A 22217-nucleotide genomic window follows, 5' to 3' on the forward strand; every position below is an offset into this window, starting at 1 on the left:
TTCTCATGTCGCGCAGAGCTCTCCGCGCGTCGTTTGTGGCGCGTGGGACTGCCCACGCGCTGCGACGGGGGCGCTGTCGAGAGGTTCGACCCGCTCGCCGTCGACGTTGATCCACTGGTGCAACCTTCGGACCCTGCGCACCACGAGTCCCGGCCGCACACCGGCGAGCAGGTCCGTGGGCCGCAATGCCCGGGGCTTCGTTCCTAGTTCGGTGACGAGGGTGGGCCCGGTCTCGCCGGGCTCTCCCGAAACGATGTCACCCACCATCGGGCGGACGTCGTCGATGACGTCGCGCCCCTTTCTCTTTCGTGTGATCTCGATCGTGTCCGCGTCGAGGATCTCCGTGCGGAGTGCGTCCATGTCCGCGGGGCCCGTGGGGACCTCGCTGGACGCGGCGTCGATCTCGACGAACCACGTGCAACTGGTGACGGCTTCCTGCAGCGACATCGACGACCGTGGGATCTCCCACACCGCGATGGTGTCCATCCCGACGGGAAGGCACTGCGACAGCGCCGCCGTGTCGACGATCTCCGCCGGATCCTCGAAGTCGGCGTCCACGTCGACGTCGAGGTACTCCGACGCCGACTCGAAGCTGGTGGGCAGTGCGAGGCCGAACGACAGGCGCGGCCGCGGCGAGAAACCCTGGCTGTAACTCACGGGGACCTCTGCTCGGCGTAGGGCCCGTTCCCAGATCCGGGCGAGGTCACGGTGGCTGGTGAAGCGGATCTTGCCCGTCTTGGAGTACGCGATCCGGATGCGCCCGGCGGGCGTGTCGGCGTTGGTCACGGCCGGACTCCGAGCGAAACGCGCACCTCGTGTCCCGTACTGAGGTCCTGGCCCGTTCCCTGGCTTCCGCCGGCCGGCGGCGTCGCCGAGGCGACGATGTGTTCGATGCCGTAGCCGGTGCAGGCGCCGCAGTCGTAGCACGGCGTCCAGCGGCAGTCCTCGAGGCCGAGGCCCTCGAGGGCGTCGCGCCAGTCCTGCCAGAGGAAGTCCTTGTGCAGACCTGCGGAGATGTGATCCCAGGGAAGGACCTCGTCGAGGGTGCGGTGGCGGTGGGCGTACCAGTCCGGGTCGAGTCCGTGCCGGGCCATGGACTCGGTCCAGCGTCCGAGGTCGAAGTGCTCGGACCACTCCTGGAACGTTCCGCCGGCGCGCCATACGTCTTCGATGACGGGACCGAGGCGGCGGTCGCCGCGCGACATGATTCCCTCGGCGAGAGTGGCGGCCGGATCGTGCCACTTGAGGCGCACGCTGCGGTCACGCCGGAGGTCGTCGCGCAGCAGCGAGATCTTGCGGTTCAGTTCGGTCACCGTGTTCTGACCGAACCACTGGAACGGGGTGAACGGCTTGGGGACGAATCCCCCGACCGACACCGTCACCGATGCCCCGTTGTTGTAGCGGCGGCCGATCTCGACGCAGTTGCGGCCGAGTTCGGCGATGGCCGCGGTGTCCTCGTCGGTCTCGGTGGGCAGCCCGGTGAGGAAGTAGAGCTTCATGCGCCGCCAGCCCTGGCTGTAGGCCGACTCGACGGCGGCGTAGAGGTCCTCCGCCGTGATCAACTTGTTGATGACCTGACGCAGGCGCCACGAACCCGCCTCGGGCGCGAAGGTGAGACCGGTGCGGCGCGCCCGTTGGATCTCGGTGGCGATGCCGACGGTGAAGGCGTCGACGCGCAGGCTGGGAAGCGACACGGACACCCGGCCACACATCGACGGGTCGTCCACCGTGGAGGCGACCACGTCGCCGATCCCGGAGTAGTCGGCCGTCGACAGCGAGGTCAGGGCGACCTCGTCGTAACCGGTACGGCGGAGCCCGTCGCTGATCATCTGGCGGACCTGATCGGAGGGACGCTCGCGCACCGGTCGGGTGATCATGCCCGCCTGACAGAAGCGGCAACCCCGGGTACACCCACGGAAGACCTCCACGTTCAGCCGGTCGTGGACGACCTCGGTGAGCGGGACGAGCTGGTTGCGCGGGTAGGGCCACTCGGCGAGATCGGCCACGGTGCGCTTCTCGACCGTGGCGGGCACGTCGCTGTAGCGGGGCTCGACCGAGACGAGGTCTGCGCCGTCGTAGGTGACCTCGTACATCGACGGGACGTAGACGCCCGGCACCGATGCGAGTTCACGCAGAACGGCGTGACGGGATCCCCGGGGGCGGCCGTCGCGCTTCCAGCGGTGCAGGACGTCGGTGATGTCCCCGACGACCTCCTCGCCGTCACCGATGACGAAGAAGTCGACGAAATCGGCCAGGGGCTCGGGGTTGTAGGTGCAGTGCCCACCCGCGGCGATCAGCGGGTGTGCCTCGGTGCGGTCGGCCGAGCGCACCGGTGCTCCCGACAGATCGACGAGATTCAGGACGTTCGTGTAGACGAGTTCCGCGGAGAGGTTGAAGGCGACCACGTCGAACTCGGAGGCGGGCCGGTGGGTGTCGACCGAGAACAGCGGCATCCGGCGGCTGCGCAGCTGGGCTTCGAGGTCGGTCCAGGGCGCGTAGGAGCGCTCCGCCTCTGCGTCGGAGCGTTCGTTCAGGATTTCGTAGAGGATCTGGAGCCCTTGGTTCGGCAAGCCGATCTCGTAGGTGTCGGGGTAGCAGAGCAGCCATGCGACCGAGTCTGGGTCGTGGGGTGGCCGTTGCGCCCCGTCCTCGCACCCGATGTAGCGGGCGGGTTTCTCGACTTCGCTGAGCAACGGCTCCAGCTGGGGCCAGAGCGAGCTCATTACGAGGGTGATGGTACCCGCTGCGGGCTCGCCGGACGCGATCCCTCCCCGTGGGGTCACTCAATGGGTGGCGGCGACCCCGTACCGGCGCATGTGGACGCTCACCACGATGCCGATCGACAGGAGCGTCGTGAGGGCGGAGGATCCGCCGTAGGACACCAGCGGCAACGGGATACCCGTGACGGGCATGATGCCCATGGTCATCCCCGCCGCCTGGAACAGCTGGAACAACACCATGGTGAAGACGCCGACGGCGAGCAGCGAACCGAACAGGTCGCCCGCGATCCGAGCGGTGCGGTAGAGCCGCCACAGCAGCAGAGCGAACAGTCCGAGTAGCACCGCCGCACCGACGAAGCCGAGTTCCTCACCGACCACGGTGAAGATGAAGTCCGTCTGTTGCTCGGGTACCAGACCGCCCCGGGTCTGGCTGCCCTGCCCGTAGCCCTGCCCCCACAGACCGCCGTTGCCGATGGCGATCTGGGCCTGCTCGAGGTTGTAGCGGGCCGCCTCGGACGCCCCGTCGGGGTCGATGAACACCAGCAGGCGGTCCCGCTGGTACTCCGCGAGCAGCGACGAGCCGAGCAGGCTCGCCACGCCGAGCGCGCCGGTGGTGGTCAACAGCAGCAGGTCGCGGATGCGGATTCCGGCGACGATCAGCATCCCCGCGGTGATCGACGACATCACGAGGACCGTGCCGACGTCGGGCTGGCCCAGGATCAGCATCAGCGGAACGCCCGCGAGGCCCAGGGCCCCGAGGGTCTGTCCGAAGGTGAGTCGGCCGCCGTAGCGCGACAGGAATGCGGCGAGACCGATGATCAGGCCGAGCTTGGCGAACTCCGAGGGCTGGAGCTGCAGAGACCCGAACTCGAACCACGACTGAGCCTGGTTCCGCTCGACCCCCAGTGGCGAGAGCACCGCGAGCAGCAACAGGACCGACCCGCCGTAGACGACGGGCGCGAGTGGCCTCAGGTGGCGGTAGTCGAACGCCGCCGCACCCACCATCAACCCCACACCCAGCACGACGAACAGCGTCTGACGCTGGAGGAAGAACGTGTCGAAGCTCTCCGGGTCCGCACCGCGGGTGGCGGAATAGATCACCGCGATGCCGAGCGCGGCGATGGCCATCGCGGCGAGCACGACGACGATGTCGACGTGCCACCACGGAGCGAGCGGGTCGGTGCGCGGGTTGAGGCGGCGGTACTCACGTCGGTTCGAGGTCGCGACCGCCATCAGGAACTTCCCTCCGCGGCAGCGGCATCCGGTTGGTCCGGAGCGTTCGCCGCGGCGAGCGCCTCGGCCCGCAGGCGCGCCCGTTCGGCGAGGGTGAGCGCCTCGGGGATCGAGTCCGTCGCGATGGCCTCGAACACGTTGCGCGTCATGGGTGCGGCGGCCTCCGAGCCGAATCCGGACTCCTCCATCACGACCGCCATCGCGTACCGGGCGTCCTCCACCGGCCCGAACGCTGCGAACAGCGAGAAGTCGGCGAGTGGCGGAACCTCGGCGGTTCCGGTCTTGCCGGCCACGGAGAACGACGCGAACGGGAATCCCTCGAAGACATCGAAGGCCGTTCCCTTCCGGAAGGCCCCGGTCCCCTCGTTGAACTGCACGGCACCGACGAGTCCCTCGACGATCGGATCGCGGATCTCGTCGGGCATCCACAGCTCGCCGAGCACCCGCGGTCCGTAGCTGCGGACCTCCTCGGAGCTCAGAGGGTCCACGACCGCCACGGCGATGTTCGGCGAGTAGAGCGTGCCCCCGTTCGCCAGGGCCGCATAGGAGTTGACCAGCTGCAGAGGCGTGACCCGCACGTCGCCCTGTCCGATCGAGAGGTTGATCGTGTCACCTGTAAGCCACTGCGAACGCGGGAACGCGTCGGGGTTCTCCAGGCTGCGCTGCTCGAACGACTCCGGATCGAGGATCAGTCCGGGCGACTCGAACGGCAGCGCCACGCCGGTACGGGCGCCGTACCCGAACGCCCGGGCCGCCTCGGCGATGTCCTCGTCCTGATAGCCGGAGCGGATCGAGAACTGCTCGGCGAGCCGGTAGTAGTAGACGTCGCTCGAGACGGCCAGCGCGAGTCTCAGGTCCACGTCGCCGCTGGGCGCCTCACCGGCGTTGGTGAAGGTGCACTGGGACTCCTCACCCTGGCAGCTGTCCAGCGTGTAGAAGCCGGGGTCGGGTGTGAACTGGTTCACGTCGAGGAAGCCCCGGGGGCCCAGCAGGCCCGTGTCGATCGCCGCGTAGGAGGTGATGAGCTTGAACGTGGAGGCCGCGGCGTAGGTGCCCTGGATGGCCCGGTTGTTGAGCGGGAAGTCGTTGTCGGGGTCGTTGAGTTCGTCGAAGGCGTCCTGACTGATACCGCCGACGAACTCGGCGGGATCGAAGGTGGGGTACGACGCCATGGCCAGGATGTCGCCGTTGGAGGGGTCGAGCACCACCGCGGCGCCGGCGGGCGCGGCGAGCGTGCGGAACCCGATCTCGTAGCTCTGATCCTGTTCGAGCCGGCGCGCCGCGAGGGTCGAGGCCAGCTCGTCCTCCACGAGAGCCTGCAGGTCGATGTCGATGGACAGGACCACGTCGTTCCCCGGTCGGGGGGGCACGTACGCCTCGGCGACCTCGCGGATGACGTCGCCACGCGCATCGACCTCGATACGACGCTGGCCGGGCGTGCCCCGGAGGAACTCCTCGAAGGCCGCCTCGACGCCGGCCTTGCCGATCTCGTCGTCGAGGCGGTAGCCGCCGTCGCGGTCCGCGCGGGCGAGGTACTCCTCCTCGGTGATCGGTCCGACGTAGCCCAGGACGTGGGCCGCGGTGCTCCCGTAGGGGTACTCACGGACGGTGCGGCGCACGAGCGAGACGCCGGGGAACTGCTCAGGCCGTTCGGCGAGGAACACGGTCAGGAGTTCGTCGACGTCGGTTGCGAGGACGATCTCGTCGAAGGGGCGCACCTCGGCGACATCGAGGCGTTCTGCGATCTCGGCGGCCTTCGTGAGGCTCCCGGTGGCCGACAGTTCCGTCGCGAGGCGCAGCGAGAAGGCCGCCCGGTCGGTGTCCGAGAAGCCCTCCGTGAGCACCAGGCCGTCCATCACGACGACGTTCACCTCCCGGTTGCCGACGAGCACGCGTCCCTGTGAGTCGAGAATGCGCCCCCGGGGCGCGGGCTCGAAGACGGTGCGGACCGAGTTGGCGGTCGCCTGGAGCTGGAACTCCTGTTCGGTCAGGACCTGCAGGAACCACAACCGTGCGAAGAGCGCGCCGAAGAGCCCGAGCGCGACCACGCCGAGGAGCGTGATCCGGGCGGTCGGCGTGTCACTGTTCACGTGGGCGCGTGGGGGCCGGGGAAGGGTCGCATCGTCGACTGATCAGTTCAGCACCCGATCGACCCGCAGTGGGCGCGGTGCGTCCTCGGCGGCCCGCCAGACCCACGCAATGACCCTCACGACCAACGGTGCGAGGACCGCGTTGTACAGGACCGTGACGCCGAGAACGTCAGGGAGATCCGACAGTAGGTGCTTCTGGCCGAGCAGTTCGCCCACCAGGACGTAGCCGGTGACACCGAACGCCGTTCCCCCGGCTGCGAACACACCGGAGATCCACCACGCGGGCCGCACGAGGGTGTTCTCGACCTGGCCCACGAGGTAGCCCGTGATGCAGTAGACGAGGGCGCTCAGCCCGAAGGGGGTGGGGAGGAACAGGTCGAAGGTCAGCCCGGCGGCGAACCCCATGGCGGCACCCCGGTCCGGGCCCGCCGTCAGCCCGGCAGCGACAGCGATGAGCACGAACGGGTCCGGCGCGACGTCGAAGACCCGCAGCTCGACGAACAGTTCGGTGTGCACGATGGCCACCGTGAAGATGACGAGCGCCGCCCGGAGCACGACGAGGGGATGCACGTGGATGTTCACGTCACTCGGTCTCGTAGAGGAGGATCGAGACCAGGGAAAGGTTCTCCACGTCGGCGGTGGGCAGGACCGAGATGATCCGCTCGAGGGTTCCCTCGTCCACCGTGACATCGCTGACGATGCCGACGGGCACACCCGCGGGGTACACGGAACGCTCCAGCCCGGACGTCTCGACGAGGTCGCCGACCACGACCTCCTCGGCCGCCTCGAGACCCTCGGTGATCAACAACGGCTGGTTCTCGCCGGTGCCACGCGCGAGCGCGACGTCGTCGATGCCGACGACCCTGATGCCGAGTTGGAAGTCCGGCTCGGTGATCAGCTGGATGCGGGCCTGGTCACCGTCGACCTCGCTGACCCTGCCGACGAGGCCGAGGTCGGTCACCGCCGGCATCCCGACCGCGATGCCGCTGTCGGAACCCTTGTCGAGGACGATCGTGAAGTCGTCGAAGTTGGTCACCGAGCCGACCACCTGGGCGGTGACCTTCGGGATGTCGGCCACGTACTCGATCTCGAGCTGCGCGAGCGCCTCGGTGAGGCGCGCCGAGGCGGACTCGTCGGCGAGCGCCTGGCCCTGCAGCGCCTCGAGCTCGAGGCGGAGTCTCTCGTTCTCGGATGCCAGGTCGTCGTACTCGGTGATGGAACTCCACGCGTCGCCCACGGGCGAGAAGACACCGTCTGCCGCGTCCTGGACCGGCGAGAAGACGCTGCGGATCGACGACTGGGCACTCTCGAGCGGCCCGAAGTCCCGGAAGTCCAGCGTCAACAGGAAGATCGACGTGATGATCAGAAGGACGATGGTGGCGCGGGAACGCCCCGTGCGGTTGGCGACGGCCATCGCCGGCCTGCGGGCTAGCTGTCCCCGTCAGAGAACAGGACGCCACGCAGCGCCTCGAACTCTTCGAGGGACTGACCCGAACCGAGTGCCACGGCGTACAGGGGGTCGGGCGCGACGATGATGGGCATACCGGTCTCGTGCTCGAGGCGTTGGGGGAGGCCGGTGAGCAGAGCTCCGCCGCCCGCGAGGCAGATGCCGCGCTCCATGATGTCGGCGGCGAGCTCGGGCGGCGTCTTGTCGAGGGTCACCTTCACGGCGTCCACTATGGCAGCGACCGGTTCCTCGATGGCTTCGCGGATCTCGGTGGTCGAGGTCACGATCGTCTTCGGGAGCCCCGAGACGAGGTCACGACCGCGGAGCTCGGCGTAGAGCTCCTCTTCGAGTTCCCACGCGGAAGCCAACGCCAACTTGACCTCCTCCGCGGTGCGCTCACCGAGGGCGAGGCTGTACTCCTTCTTGATGAACTGGACGATGGCGTCGTCGAGTTCGTCGCCGCCGACACGCACGGACTGGCTGGCGACCACCCCGCCGAGGGAGATGACGGCGACCTCGGTCGTACCACCACCGATGTCGACGATCATGTTGCCCGAGGGCTCCTGGACGGGCAGGCCCGCCCCGATGGCGGCGGCCATGGGCTCTTCGATGATGTAGGCCGGCTTGCGGGCGCCCGCGTACTCGGCGGCCTCCTGCACGGCACGCTGTTCGACGCCGGTGATTCCCGACGGCACGCAGATCACCATGCGGGGCTTGGCGAAACGGCTGTGGTGGACCTTCTGGATGAAGTACCGCAGCATCTTCTCGCAGACGTCGAAGTCTGCGATGACACCGTCCTTGAGCGGACGGATGGCACGGATGTGATCCGGGGTCCGGCCGATCATCCGCTTGGCTTCGACGCCGACTGCCAGCGGACGCCCGTCACGGACGTTCACGGCGACCACGGACGGCTCGTCGAGAACGATGCCCTCCCCCCGGACGTACACGAGCGTGTTGGCGGTCCCTAGGTCCACGGCCATGTCGCGGCCCATGAAGGAACCCATGTTGCGCAATAGGCTCGCCATGTCGTCTCGCTCTCCCCACACTGTCGGAGGGTCGATTCGGCGTCCGCTACGCCCGGACCGGAGGTGCAGAGGTTTCCCGTGCGCGCACGGCCCCTCCTCCGATATCCGCGCGAGTGTAGACCCGCATCGTCACGGATTCGCAATGGTCCACGCGCCGGGTGCGCTGTCGAGCGCTACTGCGGGGCGGCGACAGGCGGTCCCGGGCCTCAGACGAGGTCGGGGAAAAAGAGTCGGATCTCACGGGCGGCGGACTCCGGGCCGTCGCTGCCGTGGACGAGGTTCTCGGTCATCACGGTGCCGAAGTCGCCGCGGATGGTCCCCGGAGGTGCCGTCGCGGGGTTCGTCGGACCCATCAGCGTCCGCACGATCTCCCAGGTGTCATCAGGTCCCTGTAGGACCATCGCCACCGACGGGCTCCGGCCGATGAACTCGACGAGGTCGTCGTAGAAGCCCTTGCCGACGTGCTCCTCGTAGTGCCGCGAGGCGAGGTCCGCGTCAATCGTGACCATGCGCATGGCGACGATCCGCAGCCCCTTCGATTCGAAGCGGGCGGTGATTTCTCCGACGAGGCCACGTTCGACGGCGTCGGGCTTTGCGAGTACGAGGGTCCTGTTCATCGGGGCGGAACCCTACCCCGACCCGCTGCCGGCGACGACACCGTCGGACCTGTTTCGGCGCCCGTGGCAGCCCGCCACGAAGCTCAGTCGGCGCTCAGGGCGTCCACGACGCCCCGCAGGGACATCCGCGCCGCGCCGGCCACGTACATGGAGCCAGCGATGAACACGACATCTCCCGGTCCGCTCAGTGCGAGCGCCCGGTCCACGGCCTCCGGGACCGAGGCGATCACCTCGACGTCGACACCGTCGGCCGCAGCCTTCGCGATCTCTGTCGCCGCCAGACCGCGGGGCGACGGCGCCGTGGTGGCAATCACGAGTTCGGCCGATGACGCCCCCAGCGATTCGAGCATGGCGACCGGATCGCGCTCGGTGGTCATCCCGACGACGAGCGTGGTCCGTCCCGTCGCGGAGAAGTCGGTTGCGAGCGTCTCGGCCGCGGCCGCTGCGCCGTCGGGGTTGTGGGCTGCGTCGATGACGACGAGCGGCTCGTGTCCGACGACCTCGAATCGACCGTGCAGATTCGCGCCACCGAACGCCTCGGTGACGAGGTCCTCGCCGGGGAGGGCGCCGAGTAGTGCCTCGGCCGCGACGAGCGCCGCCGCGGCGTTGTCGCCCTGCCAGGCGCCGTGCATCGAGACGAAGACCTCGTCGATCGCTCCCAGGGGCGTGCGGATGTCCACCAGCCGACCGCCGACGGCCAACTCGTTGCGGTCACAGCCCCAGTCCCGGCCCCGCAACAGGAGCTCGGCGTGTTCGGTGTCGGCGAACACCTCCACCACCTCGGGGTTGGTGTCACCCAGCACGACGATGCTGTCGGGTTCGACGATCCCGGACTTCTCCCAGGCGATGGCCCGCCGCCACCCGGGGGCGCCGTCCGTGTGGTCGCGGGCGATGTTGGTGCACACTGCGACGTCGGCGTGCACGACGTTGGTCGCGTCGTAGCGGCCGAGCTTGCCGACCTCCACGACGGCGACGTCGACAGCCGCGTCGGCGAAGTAACGCAGCGCGGCGGCCGTCAACAGCTCGAACCACGACGGCGTGTCGGAGAGGTGCGCCTCGACGACACGGAGGTGGTCGAGGGTGTCGGCCAGGACGTCGTGGTCGATCGCCTCACCGTCCACCCGGATCCGCTCGCTGACGTGTTCGAGGTGGGGACTGGCGTATGTGCCGACCCGTAGGCCCGAGGCGGTCAGCAGGCGCGTGATGAGGTGAGAGGTGGAGCCCTTGCCGTTCGTGCCGGTCACGTGCACGACGCGGTAGTCGCCCTGGGGGTCGCCGAGGAGTTCGACGAGGCGACGCATCCGCTCGAGGCTCAGCCCTTCGACCTTCCCGGCCGTGGCCTCGAGGTTGATGTGGGTGTCGAGCCACGCGAGCGCGTGATCGAGTGGTGGCACCGGGGCGGCGGGGTCAGGACGCGGCGCGGCTGGGGCGGTCGCGCTGCTCGGTCTCGTCGCGTGGGACGAGAGTCGGGTTCGCGTTCTCCCGGACGACGTCGGCGTCGATGATGCACTGTCCCACATCCGTGCGGGACGGCAACTCGTACATGACGTTCAGGAGGACCTCTTCGAGGATCGCCCGGAGGCCACGTGCACCAGTCGAACGGACCAGGGCGAGATCGGCGACCGCCTCGAGCGCGTCGTCGGTGAAGGACAACTCGACGTCCTCGAAGCTGAAGAACCGTTCGTACTGGCGCACGAGGGCGTTCTTGGGCTCCGTGAGGATCCGCACCAGCGCCTCCTGGTCCAGGTTGGACACGGCGCCGATGACCGGGAGACGGCCGATGAACTCGGGAATGAGGCCGAATCCCATGAGGTCTTCGGGCCGCAGCTGGGTGTAGAGCTCGCCGAGGTCCTTGTCGTCCTGGCGGCGCACGTCGGCGCCGAAACCGACGCCCTTGCGCCCGATCCGGTTCTCGATGATCCGGTCGATCCCGGCGAAGGCGCCGCCGCACACGAACAGGATGTTCGTGGTGTCGATCTGGATGAATTCCTGGTGGGGGTGCTTGCGTCCGCCCTGGGGCGGCACGGCGGCGGTGGTCCCCTCGAGGATCTTGAGCAGCGCCTGCTGGACGCCCTCACCGGAGACGTCACGGGTGATGGACGGGTTCTCGCTCTTGCGGGCGATCTTGTCGATCTCGTCGATGTAGATGATCCCGGTCTCGGCCCGCTTGACGTCGTAGTCGGCGGCCTGGATCAACTTGAGGAGGATGTTCTCGACGTCCTCGCCGACGTAGCCGGCCTCGGTCAGTGCGGTGGCATCCGCGATGGCGAAGGGCACGTTGAGCATCCGGGCCAGGGTCTGGGCCATGAGCGTCTTGCCACAGCCGGTGGGGCCGATGAGCAGGATGTTCGACTTCGACAGCTCGACCTCGTTGTCGTTGGTGCCGAGCTGGATGCGCTTGTAGTGGTTGTAGACCGCGACGGACATGATCCGCTTGGCCTGGTCCTGACCGATGATGTAGTCGTTCAGGAACTCGAAGATCTCCGCCGGCTTGGGTAGCTCACCGAGGCCGAGGTCGGCGGTCTCGGTGAGTTCCTCTTCGATGATCTCGTTGCAGAGATCGATGCACTCGTCGCAGATGTAGACGCCGGGGCCGGCGATGAGCTTCTTGACCTGTTTCTGCGACTTCCCGCAGAAGGAACACTTCAGCAGTTCTCCGCTGTCGCCGAACTTGGCCATGTCAGGTCCGTCTCCCCCGTGTCGTCCGGTTCAGCTGACCGCGGAAATGGGGCCGGAGGTGTCGGCGGAATCGCGGGTGCTGATGACCTCGTCGATGATGCCGTACTCCTTGGCCTCCGCCGCTGTCATGACGTAGTCGCGGTCGGTGTCCTTTTCGATGCGCTCCAGGGGTTGGCCCGTGTGGTGGGAGAGGAGCTCTTCGAGTTGCTTCTTCAACCGCTGGATCTCCCTGGATGCGATCTCGAGGTCCGACACCTGACCCTGGGCCCCGGCGTAGGGCTGGTGGATCAGCACACGTGAGTGTGGCAGAGCGAGACGCTTGCCCGGTGTACCCGCCGCGAGCAGCACCGCTGCGGCCGACGCGGCCTGGCCGAAGCACAACGTGACGATGTCGGGCTTGATGTACTGCATCGTGTCGTAGATGGCGAACAGCGCGTTGATGTCGCCGCCCGGCGAGTTGATGTAAAGCGAGATGTCCTTGTCGGGGTTCTCGGACTCGAGGTGCAGGAACTGCGCCGAGATGAGGTTGGCGATGGTGTCGTCGATGGGCGTGCCGAGGAAGATGATGTTCTCCTTCAGCAGCCGCGAGTAGAGATCGAAGGCCCGCTCGCCGCGGTTCGTCTGCTCGACGACCGTGGGAACGAGGTAGTTCCAGGCCTGCGTCACGCTTGCTCCTTGTCCTCGCCGCCAGAGGCGGATGATTCGTCGTCGGCGTCGTCTTCGTCGTCAGTATCGATGGTGTCGTCGGTGTCACCGTCGTCCAACACCGCCGAGGCCTCGTCGTGTTCCCCTGTTTCGTCCGCGTCGTCTTCGTCCTCGTCGGGGACGAGGTCGGCACGGTCGATGGGCTGACCCTCGTGGTCCACGATCTCGCTCGACTCGACGAGCATGTCGAGGGCGAGCCGCTTGCGGACGTCGATGCGGATGTCGCCGAGGCGGTCGCCCTCCTCGAGGGCTTCACGGACGGCATCGGCAGGCTGGCCGAACTGCTCGGCGAGCTTGGCGATCTCGGCGTCGATCTCTTCGTCACCGACCTCGATCCCCTCGGCGAGGGCGACCGCGCGCAGGGCGAGGTCCACCTTCACCGCTGTGGTGGCCCCCTCTCGCATGTCCTCGACCATCTTCTGAGGGTCCTGACCCGTCATCTGGAAGTACTGCTCCATCTCCATCCCGGCGGAGCGCAGGCGCATGGCGAGGTCCTGGATGCGGTTCTGGATCTCGGCGTCGACCATGGCCTTGGGCGGCTCCTCGGGCACGAGCTGGGCCAGCGCCTCGGCGACCTTGCCGCGCAGCTGATCCTCGGCACCGGCGACCTTCTGAGCCCGCAGGTCACGGCGGGTGGACGCACGGAAGTCCTCGATGGTCGCGAACTCGGTGAAGCCGGCGACGAACTCGTCGTCGGCGTCGGGGAGGACCCGCTCCTGCACCTCTTTGACGAGGATGCGGAAGTCGATCTCGTCGTCGACGTTCTCGTCGGGGTGGGCCGCGGTGAACTCGAAGATGTCGCCGGGCTTGGCGCCGCGCAGGTTCTTGTCGATTTCGGGGATTGCCCCGTCTTCGGTGATCTCGTAGGCGTAGTCGTCGGCGGTGAGGCCGTCGACCTCTTCGCCGTCGATGGTGCCGGCGATGTCGACGGTCACGTGGTCGCCGTTCATCGCGGGACGGTCGACCGGTGCGAGCTCCGAATGCTGCGCGCGGAGGCGTTCGACGGCCTGCTCCACCTCTTCGTCGGTGGGGACGGGCGAGTCGATCTCGACGCGCAGCCCGTTGTAGCCGGCCACGAGGATCTCGGGCCGGATCTCCACGACGGCGTCGAAGACGATCGGGCCCTCTTCGGCGCCCTCGGTGATGTCGATCTCGGGCGGGGCGATCGCGTCCACGTCGTGTTCACGGATGGCCCGGGCGTAGGCGTCGGGAATGGCGTCCTGCAGCGCCTGGGAGCGCGCGTAGCCGCTGCCCATCCTGGCCTCGAGCACGCGACGCGGGGCCTTGCCGGGGCGGAACCCGGGGAGTCTCACCTCCCGCGCGATCTTCCGGTAGGCATCGTTGAGAGCTGTTTCGAACTCGTCGTCGTCGATGCCGATGCTGAGCTTGACCTTGTTGCCCTCGAGGGGCTCGACGGAAGTCTTCATCGGCCCATGAGTGTACGGGCTGGGTCGCGCTGTGCCCCGGGCTGTTCCGGCTCGGGTCTTGTCTGGGTAACGTTGTGGGTTCTGCGGGTGTAGTTCAACGGCCAGAACCTCAGCCTTCCAAGCTGATGATGCCGGTTCGATTCCGGTCACCCGCTCCATTGAGAGGGCAGCGTTGTCGCAGGTCAGAGGCGATTTTCGCTGCACGGCGAATCTCACGCCGCCTCACCAGATCTCCCCCGATCTGGCGTGAGTCGCGGACCAGACGCGGACCAGGGCCGACCCTCCGAGGTGCGGGCTGCAAGGGAGCGAGGAGAAAGGTTGTGACCGATGCCGCGTCACGAGATGATCAGTTCTTCAAGTTCCTGCCGGGACCATCCGCACGAGAGACCGAGGAACAGGTTGCCGGGTACATCGAGCTGACCCTCGAACACGTCGACGGTCGATTGCTTGGTCCGCGAACCCGGTGCGATGCCGCGACGCCCGACGCGTTGCGTGTCGACTTCACCTATGAGTCGACGGATCAACCGGTCGCGTTGGAGGTCACTTCGCTAACGCTGCCAGCGGCGGCAGCCTTCGCCGCCGAGCTGAGGAAGTTCGGAAGCGCACTCGACGAGAAAGCTCGTCGCAACGCGTTCGAGGGCTGGCACATCGGGATCCGGCAGGGCTCCGACCTCGCAGCCCTAGGCAGACCATTGGAGGACTTCCTCCGAAGTCAGTCGAGCCGTGATGCACCGGCGCTGTTCTCAACTCGGGAGGCACCCACAGATCTGGATGCGACAAGCCTGTCGCTTCTATCCGATGCGCTCGACCTCGGCCTCGAACTCGCGCTTCGCTTCGACCAGCCGGGCATAACCGTCGAGCCTCCGATCTCCCAGACTGGCACGGTCGGCGGCTTCCACGTGCCGTTGAGAGCTGCGCTCAACGAGAATGCCGAGAAGCTCCGCGAGGCCCGACCCCGGGAGACACACCTCGTCGTGTGGCCGGGACGAAGCGTCAGTGCAGACCCTTCTCAGACACCGCCTCCGAGGCTGCCCGACTCGGTTGACGTCCTCTGGGTGATGCTGGACTACTACGACGCAAAGTGCACCTACCGGCTCTGGCGAACGGCACAATCCGACTCACGTTGGGAGCTGCTTCACCACCCTCTCGGTGAGCCTCGTCAGTTCCATCCCGCGCGTGAGGATTAGAAGTCCGTCCGATCCCAGATCAGCCCGTATCGCAGCGTGTACCCGTGTCGGCAAACTCGCAGGTCAGAGGCCCCCATCGGGCGGCAACCGTGACATCCCGTCGCACCGCGTGATCACGCGTCTGTGACCAACCTGTGACCAGCAGCCAGCTACCTGCCGCTCCGCCCCTCGCGGAGGCGTGCACCAAGCAGCCACAATGGACGCGTGGTCCGCAACCGTGCTCCCCGAACCTGGGATGACGGCTTCGATCGCCCTCCATGGTCGCCGCTGGCGTTCACGGTGGCGGTTCTCGCAGTCTGCGTCGTACTCGTCGGCGTGCTCATCTGGTGGTGGCTACCTGACCTGCCGGGCTCGGGCCGTACTCGATTCGTCAACGAGACTGACGTCACCATCTCCCTTCGGGAGTACAACAGCTTCGGAGACGGTCCGACCGAACAGCAGACCCTCGCGCCCGGCATCGAGATCGAGTGGAATTGCAGAGCCGAGTACGGGCTCGAACTCGTCCGGCCTGACGGTTCGACGGTGCTCGTCCCCGACTCGTGGTGCTCCCAGAGCCGGGTTGACATCGGACCGTGCTGGACCGAGCACGTTGAAGAAGGAGCGCAGCCCTGCCGCGGCGAGCAGTGAGGGCGATGCTTCTTCGGCCCAGAGCCCGCGCAACGTCGAGGGACTCACCCCGACCCGGGAACACCACCATCGGCAGTCGTCGTTTCGCTCTGGTTTTCGGCCTCTCGCGGCCTCATCGCGGCCTGAGACCTCTAGTCGAACTGCGTCGCACCGACCCACGCCTCGAATCCGAGGGTTACGACCGTCAAGGCCACGACACCGATCATCAACCCGCGGACCGGCCGGTTCCGAAACCACCGCCACACCACCCAACCCCAACCTGCCGCCGCGGGGAGCGTCACGAGCGGTGCAGCAGGGAGACAGTCACCACCCGCCGCGTGCCGACACTCCAACCAGATCGAGAGCGCGGACAACACGAACCACGTGACGAAGGCAGCCGACGCGGGTCCGCCCACGGGTGGCGGGTCGAACTGCCCCTCTTCGGGCGCAGCGCGATCTGGCGCACGGGTCACGGTGACCCGAGGTCCCAGTAGCTGCTCGTAGACGGCCGTGGAGCCTCCGCGACATCTCCGGGGGCTTCGTCGGGGTCCGGGGTGCCGGTGGGGGTGTCGTCGTCAGCGCGGGCGTCGGGTTCGGGGATGGGCTTCGGGCGTGTGATCCTGGGAGCGGGCGGCGTCCAGGGGGTGAGGTTCTGGACGACGGTGCCGTAGAAGTCGGTGATGAGGTCGAGGACCGAGTCGATGAATCCGGCGGTCTTCTTGCCGGTCTTGCGGGCGACACCCATCTCGCGGGTCAACACGAGGCGGAACCGGTGCGGTTCCTTCTTGTCGTCGCCGATCAACAGGTCCTTGTCGTAGCGGGCGTCGGCGAGAGTCGCGGTGTGGGGGGTGCGGGCGTTCTTCGGGTAGGCCTCGATGACGAGGCGGCCGTCGACGTCTCCGAGCTGGTTGATCAGCCACGAGCAGCGACCGCGTGCCCCCTTGTCGCTGGGGGCGTCGACGTCGACCGCGGCGGAGATGCGCCGTGCGCGCAGGTCTGCGGCGAGGTGAAGGTCCCCGACGGTGTTGGGGATCCGCAGGCCGCCGTCGAGGGTCCCCGCGCCGCACAGGGCCTCGACGAGGTGGGTCATGCGCCGTGTGGGGTTGTCACGTTCGGCGCGGGACAGGGTCGGGGTGACGTCGTCGCCGATCTCCGAACCGAGGCGCAGCGCGGCGAACCGCAGGAGCTGGTCCCAGCGGGCGGCGACGTCGAGAACGGCCTCGTCGTTCTTGCGGAGGTTGTCGTCGCGGGCCGCGTCGCGGACTGCGACCCAGTGCGGTCCCATGTCGTCGAAGGCCATCGCCCCCGACGCGGGGTGTTCGAGGTAGCGGATCAACTCGCCGAGGATCCACGCCTGATCAGGGTCGTCGACGCCCTGGTGGACCTTCACCATCACCGCTGTCGCCAACACCGCGGTCCACGACAGGTGATGCACCGACACCTTCGAGTTGGAACGAACCTTCAACCCCGCAGTGGGGTGCACTCCCGGAGCCGGGGAAATCTCGTTCGAGATCGTCACGACCGTGTCGAAGCCGTGTTCGCGGGCGATGTCCCAGTAGGCGTTGATCTGGTCGGTGTCCAAGGTGTTCTCGCCGGTCTTCACCTCGACCAGCGCCACCCACGCCTTGTTCCCGTAGGTGACCCGCACGAGCCCGTCAGGGCGCACCGTCGACTTCCCCACCGCGAACGGCACCTCGATGAAGCACTCGACCGTCGCCCGCTGCGCCTTCGACGCGCCCAGCGGCGAGAACACCTCAACCGAGAACGCCCGCACCGCCTCCACCACCGCCAACAACGCCGAGGTCGCCCGCCGCTCCGCCTCGATCGCGGAGCCGATCCCGCTCGTCGGAATCAACCGTGCCCGCTGCCACGTCGCCGCCATCGCCTTCGCCTCCCCGTCGCCGGACAACTGACAGTAGTAGGACGACTCCGGTACGTCACCGGCTGCGGCTTCTAGGGTGGTCGGTCACGACGGCCGTGCGGGACGGCCTGCCATGAGTATGCGGAGGACGGCGGTTGGACACCGAGACGATCATCACCGCCGCCGCCACCCTCGTCGTGGGCGTCGTGGTGGGCTACTTCGTGCGCTCCTTCGAGTTCCGCCGGGACCGCCGCCTCGACACCTACGACAGCCTCGTCAGTGCCTTCCTGGCCGTGTGTGCTGCCGGGGCGGGCCTGCAGTCGGCCGCGCTCGCGCTCGGCGACCGGGTACGCGACACCCGAGAGGACGACCGCCTCCGTCACCTGTGGGGACAGTGGGATGAGCGCCTCCGTGGGTACGAAGCGGCCCGCGGCCGTGTCCTGCTCGTCGCTACCGACGCCACCCTCGGCGAGGCGGAGCGCCTAGACGACTACATCCGGGCGAACCTGCGCAACGTCCCACCCCTACACCCGAACGCGCCCCCAGCCGAGTGGGGACCCGAGGCCCGGCAGAGCCCCCGGAAGGTCGAGGAGCAGGCCCACCCCGAAGCGGCACGGTTCGCCGACGTCGCCCGGCGCGAGATCGTGCCGCAGCGTTGGAGATTGCGGCGGAGATCCCGGTGACGGTGCCGGGCGTACCTAAGCTCCGGTTCCTTTGGGCAGCCCGGCGTCGGCGGACCCGCTCCCCTCCTCCGGACCGCACGTTGCATGGGGTCCACGGCCTGTCAACGCGGTGCATGGGTCGGACGGGCCACACCGTTCATCCGAGTGTCATCGTGAGGCCCGCCAGAGGAGACACGCACTCAGCAGGATGTGGCACCGACTGAACTTACGCTTATCGGTAGGTCGATCTCTCGGCCTGCCACCTCGGGGCGCAGTTGTCCTTTGGCGTCAAGATACGAACTCACACCCTCGGCAGCGAGGGCGCGGGCGAATAGCCAAGTCCGTAGGGGACCACGTTGTGGGTCCGTAGGCCCACAAACATGACCATGGGCAACTGTATGGACGTCTGGGTTAAAGGGCTCCCGAAGTGCGATATGAACGAGCTCCACAAGGCCCGATGCCGTTGGCGTCGCGATCTCTAAGATGCCGCTGGCGTGAGGATCGTTGTCATCCACATGCGGCCCCAGGGTCACGCGCCACAAGATCGTAACCTCGGGGGGAGAAAGGGCAGAACTAGGTGATGCTGCGGGCTCCTCCCCAACCGAATCGCGGTCCGTATCGTTCCGGTCGTCACACATGACAAATAGTGAAACAATGTGCCTGGGCAATCGTCCCGAACCAGATGTGAAAGCACCGGCGCTTGCTACGAACCGCCAAGCCTTCCAGACCATAGATGCCCCAGTAGCAAGGGTGAGAAGAACGCCCACTCCGCCAAGAATGAGGGCGAGGTCTCCAAGGCCTGAGTAGCGAGCCCGCGCGACAACCGCGATAAGGGCTAGGCTTAACAAGCCCGTCAGACGAATCACCGGTGGCCTACAAACCGACCACGCTATGGGAAGCATCGCGCAGGTGACCATGTGCTCGAATTTGGAGTTCCAGGAGGAGTAGGGACGCCACCGGTGGCGTCATCTGCCAAGCAAAACGTTAGTATATCGATCGCCAGACTTCCTGCCGCAGAATAGGCAGATACAGCATCGTCAAAGAAGAAACCCCCGCGCGCGCTCGTCACCGATCTAGTTCCGTTTAGATTACGGTCCGGCTGGATCCCAGTAACGCCCACCAGTACATCCAGTCCCCCCACCGACGATATGTCCCTTCCTGGCTGTGGCGACGAGGTAGAGGAGATCTGGCTGGTCCTGGGCGTCGTTGGCGTGGCCATCAGGGTCGGGGGCGTTGCAGGCGTTCTCATCGGTGTGGTGGTGGTCGTGGGCTGGGGGAGCCTCGCCGCTCTCGTCTGGACCTCCCGGCGCTGATGTCGGGACAGTCCCCGGCCCGGCTCATCCAGGCATCGGTTCCAACCGTCGGGGCGGCGCTTCTCGGCGTGGGCGTGAGCACAGAGTCCTTCGCCCTAGGGCTACTTGCAGGCGTCGCCGAGATCCTCGTCGGTGTGGCGTACGTACGGCTCCGGGGTTGGCTCGCCTCGACGATCGGAGCCACCGGGTTCATCTTCTCGGCGGTCCTGGGGGTGGGCTGGCTCACCTACGGCGGAGCCGGGGTCGGCGATGACCCTCAGGCGGGTGCGGCGCTAGGGCTCTCAGTGCTGGCATGCGCGGCCCTCTGCGTCCTCGGCGTGGGACTGGCTGCGTATCTGACCGCGCAGCGGCCTTTTCGGCCATCGGTCCGCTGAGGGCAGCGGCGATGAGCGCGACTTCATGTCCTCGGCTCGGGGCTAGCCATGGGCGCTGGCTCTGGTTCAGGTCCGTCGCCCTCCGATGTGTTCCCCTGTGGTTCCTATGGTCGCCGCCACCCTCTGTAGCGGCTCCCGGACGTCACTTTGACGGATCAGGATGCGACCGTCGCGGAGAGCCCTTCGCGGAGGCGAGTGCGCGAGCTTGATCCTGAGGCGGTCGTCAGGCAAGGAGCCGACGGGGCCGGGTTCCAGAAGACCCACCAGTAGCCACGCCCTTCGAGGTCAGCTCGCGTGATGTCCTGGCCGGAGATCCTGCCCTTGAACCCGAGAACATGGAGCTGGACGACATCGTCATGCACGGAAACCGCTGGCTCGCTGACCGCCGCTCGTCTCACGGCCCGGGCCGCCTGACCCACCGCGAATAGCGCGTAGAGCCCGACGGCCACGCCCACGAACCAGCGGAGGAGTTCGTCGTCGAAGAGCCCCGATGTGATAGCAGCCATCACGACGACGGCGCCCTGACCGATCGACAGAAGCGCGGTCAGCGCGACCCGACCGCGCCGCGGCTGGAACTCAACATGGCGACCGTGCACACAGCCACACTGGCACGGTTCGCCCAAGCAACGCACCGGGAAGGCGCGACATGAACAGCGTCAACCCTGAGCTATCCGAAAGTCCCGCCCCGCACCGATCACCGCCGGTGCTCGCAACTCGCTCGCGACGTCAGGCGCGACCACGAACGCTTCGATCAGACCCTCTGCCATCGGCTGCGTCCCCGGCCAGCCCGCGGAGCCGCTCATCGCAACTGAGCCCCCAGGGCAGTCCAGTCGCCCGTGTCGGGCAGGAGCAGCCGCGATCCATGAATGGACTGTGGCCAGCCGCGACGAAGGCAGCTTCGTCGGCGCAAACGAGCAGAACGGCGTGCCCTACTTGCCGCGGTCACTCACGCGTCGAATCACCGAGGTAACTGAAAGCACCACAAACGCACAAGTCCCCATGATGACACCGCCCGCGGGAATAACGATCCATTCACCGGTGTCGAGCGCTGCACCAAGGCCCGCTATCAGCCCGACCCCCACAGCAAAGACGCCGAATTCCCAACGATTGGTCGGAGCAAATCGGGTCAAAGTTCCAACTCCTCAGTGAACCGCCCCGTGAACCTCCCGGGTTTCACGCGAGCTTTGGCCTGCGCTGGGTTCGGCAGACACTCGGGCCGCTGGTTTCCAGTCCCCGTCGGGGGCTCAGGATCAGACACCCGACCTTCCTATCGGTTGCCGCCACCGATAGTGCCCTTCCTACCCTCTCCCGCCAACCGCCCACCCGGCGCCAGCCTCGCCTTCCCCAGCTCCTCCTGGCAGCATTGCTCCTCGTGAGGTTTCAGGCAGACGTCGTCGTGGTCCGATTCGCCCAGGTTGTGCTAGCCGTCGCCGGAGCCGTTGGAGGTCTCGTTCTCGGGATTTGGCTCCACTGCGACGTGATCGGCGACGCCAACGACCCCGAATGCATCCCAGTCCTGGCGCTGCCCACGATGGTCGTCGGGATGGCCGCCGGAGCGTTGCTACCCCTCGGCATTCTCAGACTTGCGGGGTGGCGGCAAGATCAGAAGCCTGAGTAGGCATACGCCGGGCCACGACAGGAGTGGAGGCCCAGCGAACGTCCTGACCGCCTCTCCCACCGCGCCGCTCACCGCCAAAGTCAATCCTCGACTGCTGGTACTTAGATCAGAGACGGTCATTACCGCGACCGGAAGTCACGCCCCGCATCAATCGCCGCCACCGCTCGCAACTCGCTCGCGACGTCAGGCGCAATACCGAATGCGTCGATCAGACACTCGGCCACCGATAGCGACGGCCGCCGTGAGCCGTTCTCCATCGCCCTCAGATGCGACTCAGAGATCCCGACGGCCTCGGCTCCCCGAGCAGTAGTCATGAGCCCCGCACGTCGCCGCGCAGCCCGCAACTCGCCACCCAGTTCAGGTCCGAGGTGGCCTCGATAGGAGTCCTCGACGGACCTGTCGCGCCATGGGGTGCCCGAATTCGGCGCCGCGCCATGGCTTGTTGTCGCGAGTCGACCCACTCTTCGACCTCCTTGTTCACCAGGTCGCCGGAAACCGGACGGGCAAGCTCTGTGAGCGCCGCAGACCTCGATCGGTGCTGAGAGATCCTATCCGAACGCCTGTTCGGCGCTCAGGAGCCGCTTCTCGCTGGGCTGAGACCCCAGCCCGGCAGGTGGACGTCAGACCTGAACAGAATCCGCACTACGTCACGC

Annotated in this window: 21 protein-coding genes and 1 tRNA gene; 7 read left to right on the forward strand and 15 right to left on the reverse strand. The window is 67.3% G+C overall.

Features of this window, described 5'->3' with window-relative positions:
- Window positions 1-3 precede the first annotated feature (3 nt).
- The 12 genes from RIE08_05985 to tig all read right to left on the reverse strand — a co-directional run bounded on the left by RIE08_05985 (window position 4) and on the right by tig (window position 13943).
- Window positions 4-786 carry a TIGR03936 family radical SAM-associated protein gene (locus RIE08_05985; GenBank protein MEQ8717142.1) on the reverse strand — a complete coding sequence of 261 codons (783 nt, stop codon included), beginning with the start codon at window positions 784-786 and terminating at the stop codon, window positions 4-6.
- On the reverse strand, window positions 783-2723 hold the full coding sequence (locus tag RIE08_05990; protein MEQ8717143.1) for a TIGR03960 family B12-binding radical SAM protein: 1941 nt from the start codon (window positions 2721-2723) through the stop codon (window positions 783-785). The genes RIE08_05985 and RIE08_05990 overlap by 4 nt, the downstream gene beginning before the upstream one ends.
- Window positions 2724-2783: 60 nt before the next feature.
- Window positions 2784-3953: a rod shape-determining protein RodA gene (rodA, locus tag RIE08_05995; GenBank protein MEQ8717144.1), complete on the reverse strand. Its 1170-nt coding sequence runs from the start codon at window positions 3951-3953 to the stop codon at window positions 2784-2786.
- Window positions 3953-6043 carry a penicillin-binding protein 2 gene (gene mrdA / locus RIE08_06000; GenBank protein MEQ8717145.1) on the reverse strand — a complete coding sequence of 697 codons (2091 nt, stop codon included), beginning with the start codon at window positions 6041-6043 and terminating at the stop codon, window positions 3953-3955. Before mrdA ends, rodA begins: the two co-directional genes overlap by 1 nt.
- Window positions 6044-6085: 42 nt before the next feature.
- Window positions 6086-6625 (reverse strand): rod shape-determining protein MreD, encoded by a 540-nt coding sequence (gene mreD / locus RIE08_06005; protein MEQ8717146.1) that lies wholly within the window; start codon window positions 6623-6625, stop codon window positions 6086-6088.
- 1 nt (window position 6626) lies between these two features.
- Window positions 6627-7457 (reverse strand): rod shape-determining protein MreC, encoded by an 831-nt coding sequence (gene mreC / locus RIE08_06010; protein ID MEQ8717147.1) that lies wholly within the window; start codon window positions 7455-7457, stop codon window positions 6627-6629.
- A gap of 14 nt (window positions 7458-7471) precedes the next feature.
- A complete protein-coding gene (locus RIE08_06015) occupies window positions 7472-8515 on the reverse strand; it encodes a rod shape-determining protein (protein ID MEQ8717148.1) in 1044 nt (347 codons plus the stop codon).
- 206 nt (window positions 8516-8721) lie between these two features.
- Entirely contained in the window at window positions 8722-9132 is a 411-nt protein-coding gene (gene ndk / locus RIE08_06020) for a nucleoside-diphosphate kinase (GenBank protein ID MEQ8717149.1), read from the reverse strand.
- A gap of 83 nt (window positions 9133-9215) precedes the next feature.
- A complete protein-coding gene (locus RIE08_06025) occupies window positions 9216-10526 on the reverse strand; it encodes a Mur ligase family protein (protein MEQ8717150.1) in 1311 nt (436 codons plus the stop codon).
- Between the two features lie 13 nt (window positions 10527-10539).
- A complete protein-coding gene (clpX, locus tag RIE08_06030; GenBank protein MEQ8717151.1) occupies window positions 10540-11811 on the reverse strand; it encodes an ATP-dependent Clp protease ATP-binding subunit ClpX in 1272 nt (423 codons plus the stop codon).
- A gap of 30 nt (window positions 11812-11841) precedes the next feature.
- Window positions 11842-12477: an ATP-dependent Clp protease proteolytic subunit gene (locus RIE08_06035; protein MEQ8717152.1), complete on the reverse strand. Its 636-nt coding sequence runs from the start codon at window positions 12475-12477 to the stop codon at window positions 11842-11844.
- Window positions 12474-13943, reverse strand: a complete 1470-nt coding sequence (tig, locus tag RIE08_06040; protein MEQ8717153.1) for a trigger factor — start codon at window positions 13941-13943, stop codon at window positions 12474-12476. The genes RIE08_06035 and tig overlap by 4 nt, the downstream gene beginning before the upstream one ends.
- An 83-nt stretch (window positions 13944-14026) precedes the next feature.
- On the opposite strand from tig, the gene RIE08_06045 reads away from it, so the two are divergent.
- From RIE08_06045 to RIE08_06055, 3 genes are all read left to right on the forward strand, one after another.
- Window positions 14027-14101: transfer RNA gene (locus RIE08_06045), tRNA-Gly, on the forward strand.
- Window positions 14102-14263: 162 nt separating this feature from the next.
- Window positions 14264-15130, forward strand: coding sequence for a hypothetical protein (locus RIE08_06050; protein MEQ8717154.1), 867 nt, complete (start codon window positions 14264-14266; stop codon window positions 15128-15130).
- A gap of 204 nt (window positions 15131-15334) precedes the next feature.
- The gene (locus tag RIE08_06055) at window positions 15335-15757 is read left to right on the forward strand and encodes a hypothetical protein (GenBank protein ID MEQ8717155.1); all 423 of its coding nucleotides are present in this window, start codon (window positions 15335-15337) and stop codon (window positions 15755-15757) included.
- A 131-nt stretch (window positions 15758-15888) separates the two neighbouring features.
- Here the strand turns inward: RIE08_06055 and RIE08_06060 are convergent, their stop codons facing one another.
- Together RIE08_06060 and RIE08_06065 are read right to left on the reverse strand one after the other, a co-directional pair.
- Complete coding sequence (locus tag RIE08_06060; GenBank protein ID MEQ8717156.1) at window positions 15889-16209, reverse strand: hypothetical protein; 321 nt, start codon at window positions 16207-16209, stop codon at window positions 15889-15891.
- Window positions 16206-17645 (reverse strand): hypothetical protein, encoded by a 1440-nt coding sequence (locus tag RIE08_06065; GenBank protein ID MEQ8717157.1) that lies wholly within the window; start codon window positions 17643-17645, stop codon window positions 16206-16208. Before RIE08_06065 ends, RIE08_06060 begins: the two co-directional genes overlap by 4 nt.
- A gap of 107 nt (window positions 17646-17752) precedes the next feature.
- Between RIE08_06065 and RIE08_06070 the strand changes: the two genes are divergently transcribed.
- From RIE08_06070 to RIE08_06080, 3 genes are all read left to right on the forward strand, one after another.
- Window positions 17753-18280 carry a hypothetical protein gene (locus RIE08_06070; GenBank protein MEQ8717158.1) on the forward strand — a complete coding sequence of 176 codons (528 nt, stop codon included), beginning with the start codon at window positions 17753-17755 and terminating at the stop codon, window positions 18278-18280.
- A 1127-nt stretch (window positions 18281-19407) separates the two neighbouring features.
- The gene (locus RIE08_06075; GenBank protein MEQ8717159.1) at window positions 19408-19572 is read left to right on the forward strand and encodes a hypothetical protein; all 165 of its coding nucleotides are present in this window, start codon (window positions 19408-19410) and stop codon (window positions 19570-19572) included.
- Window positions 19572-19946, forward strand: coding sequence for a hypothetical protein (locus RIE08_06080; protein ID MEQ8717160.1), 375 nt, complete (start codon window positions 19572-19574; stop codon window positions 19944-19946). The genes RIE08_06075 and RIE08_06080 overlap by 1 nt, the downstream gene beginning before the upstream one ends.
- Window positions 19947-20101: 155 nt before the next feature.
- Here RIE08_06080 and RIE08_06085 read toward each other — a convergent pair whose 3' ends face one another.
- A complete protein-coding gene (locus RIE08_06085; protein MEQ8717161.1) occupies window positions 20102-20542 on the reverse strand; it encodes a hypothetical protein in 441 nt (146 codons plus the stop codon).
- A 776-nt stretch (window positions 20543-21318) separates the two neighbouring features.
- Here RIE08_06085 and RIE08_06090 point away from each other — a divergent pair.
- Window positions 21319-21564, forward strand: coding sequence for a hypothetical protein (locus tag RIE08_06090; GenBank protein ID MEQ8717162.1), 246 nt, complete (start codon window positions 21319-21321; stop codon window positions 21562-21564).
- Window positions 21565-22217 lie beyond the last annotated feature (653 nt).

It is taken from the genome of Acidimicrobiales bacterium, from assembly GCA_040219085.1.
Classification (GTDB): Bacteria; Actinomycetota; Acidimicrobiia; order Acidimicrobiales; family JAVJTC01; genus JAVJTC01.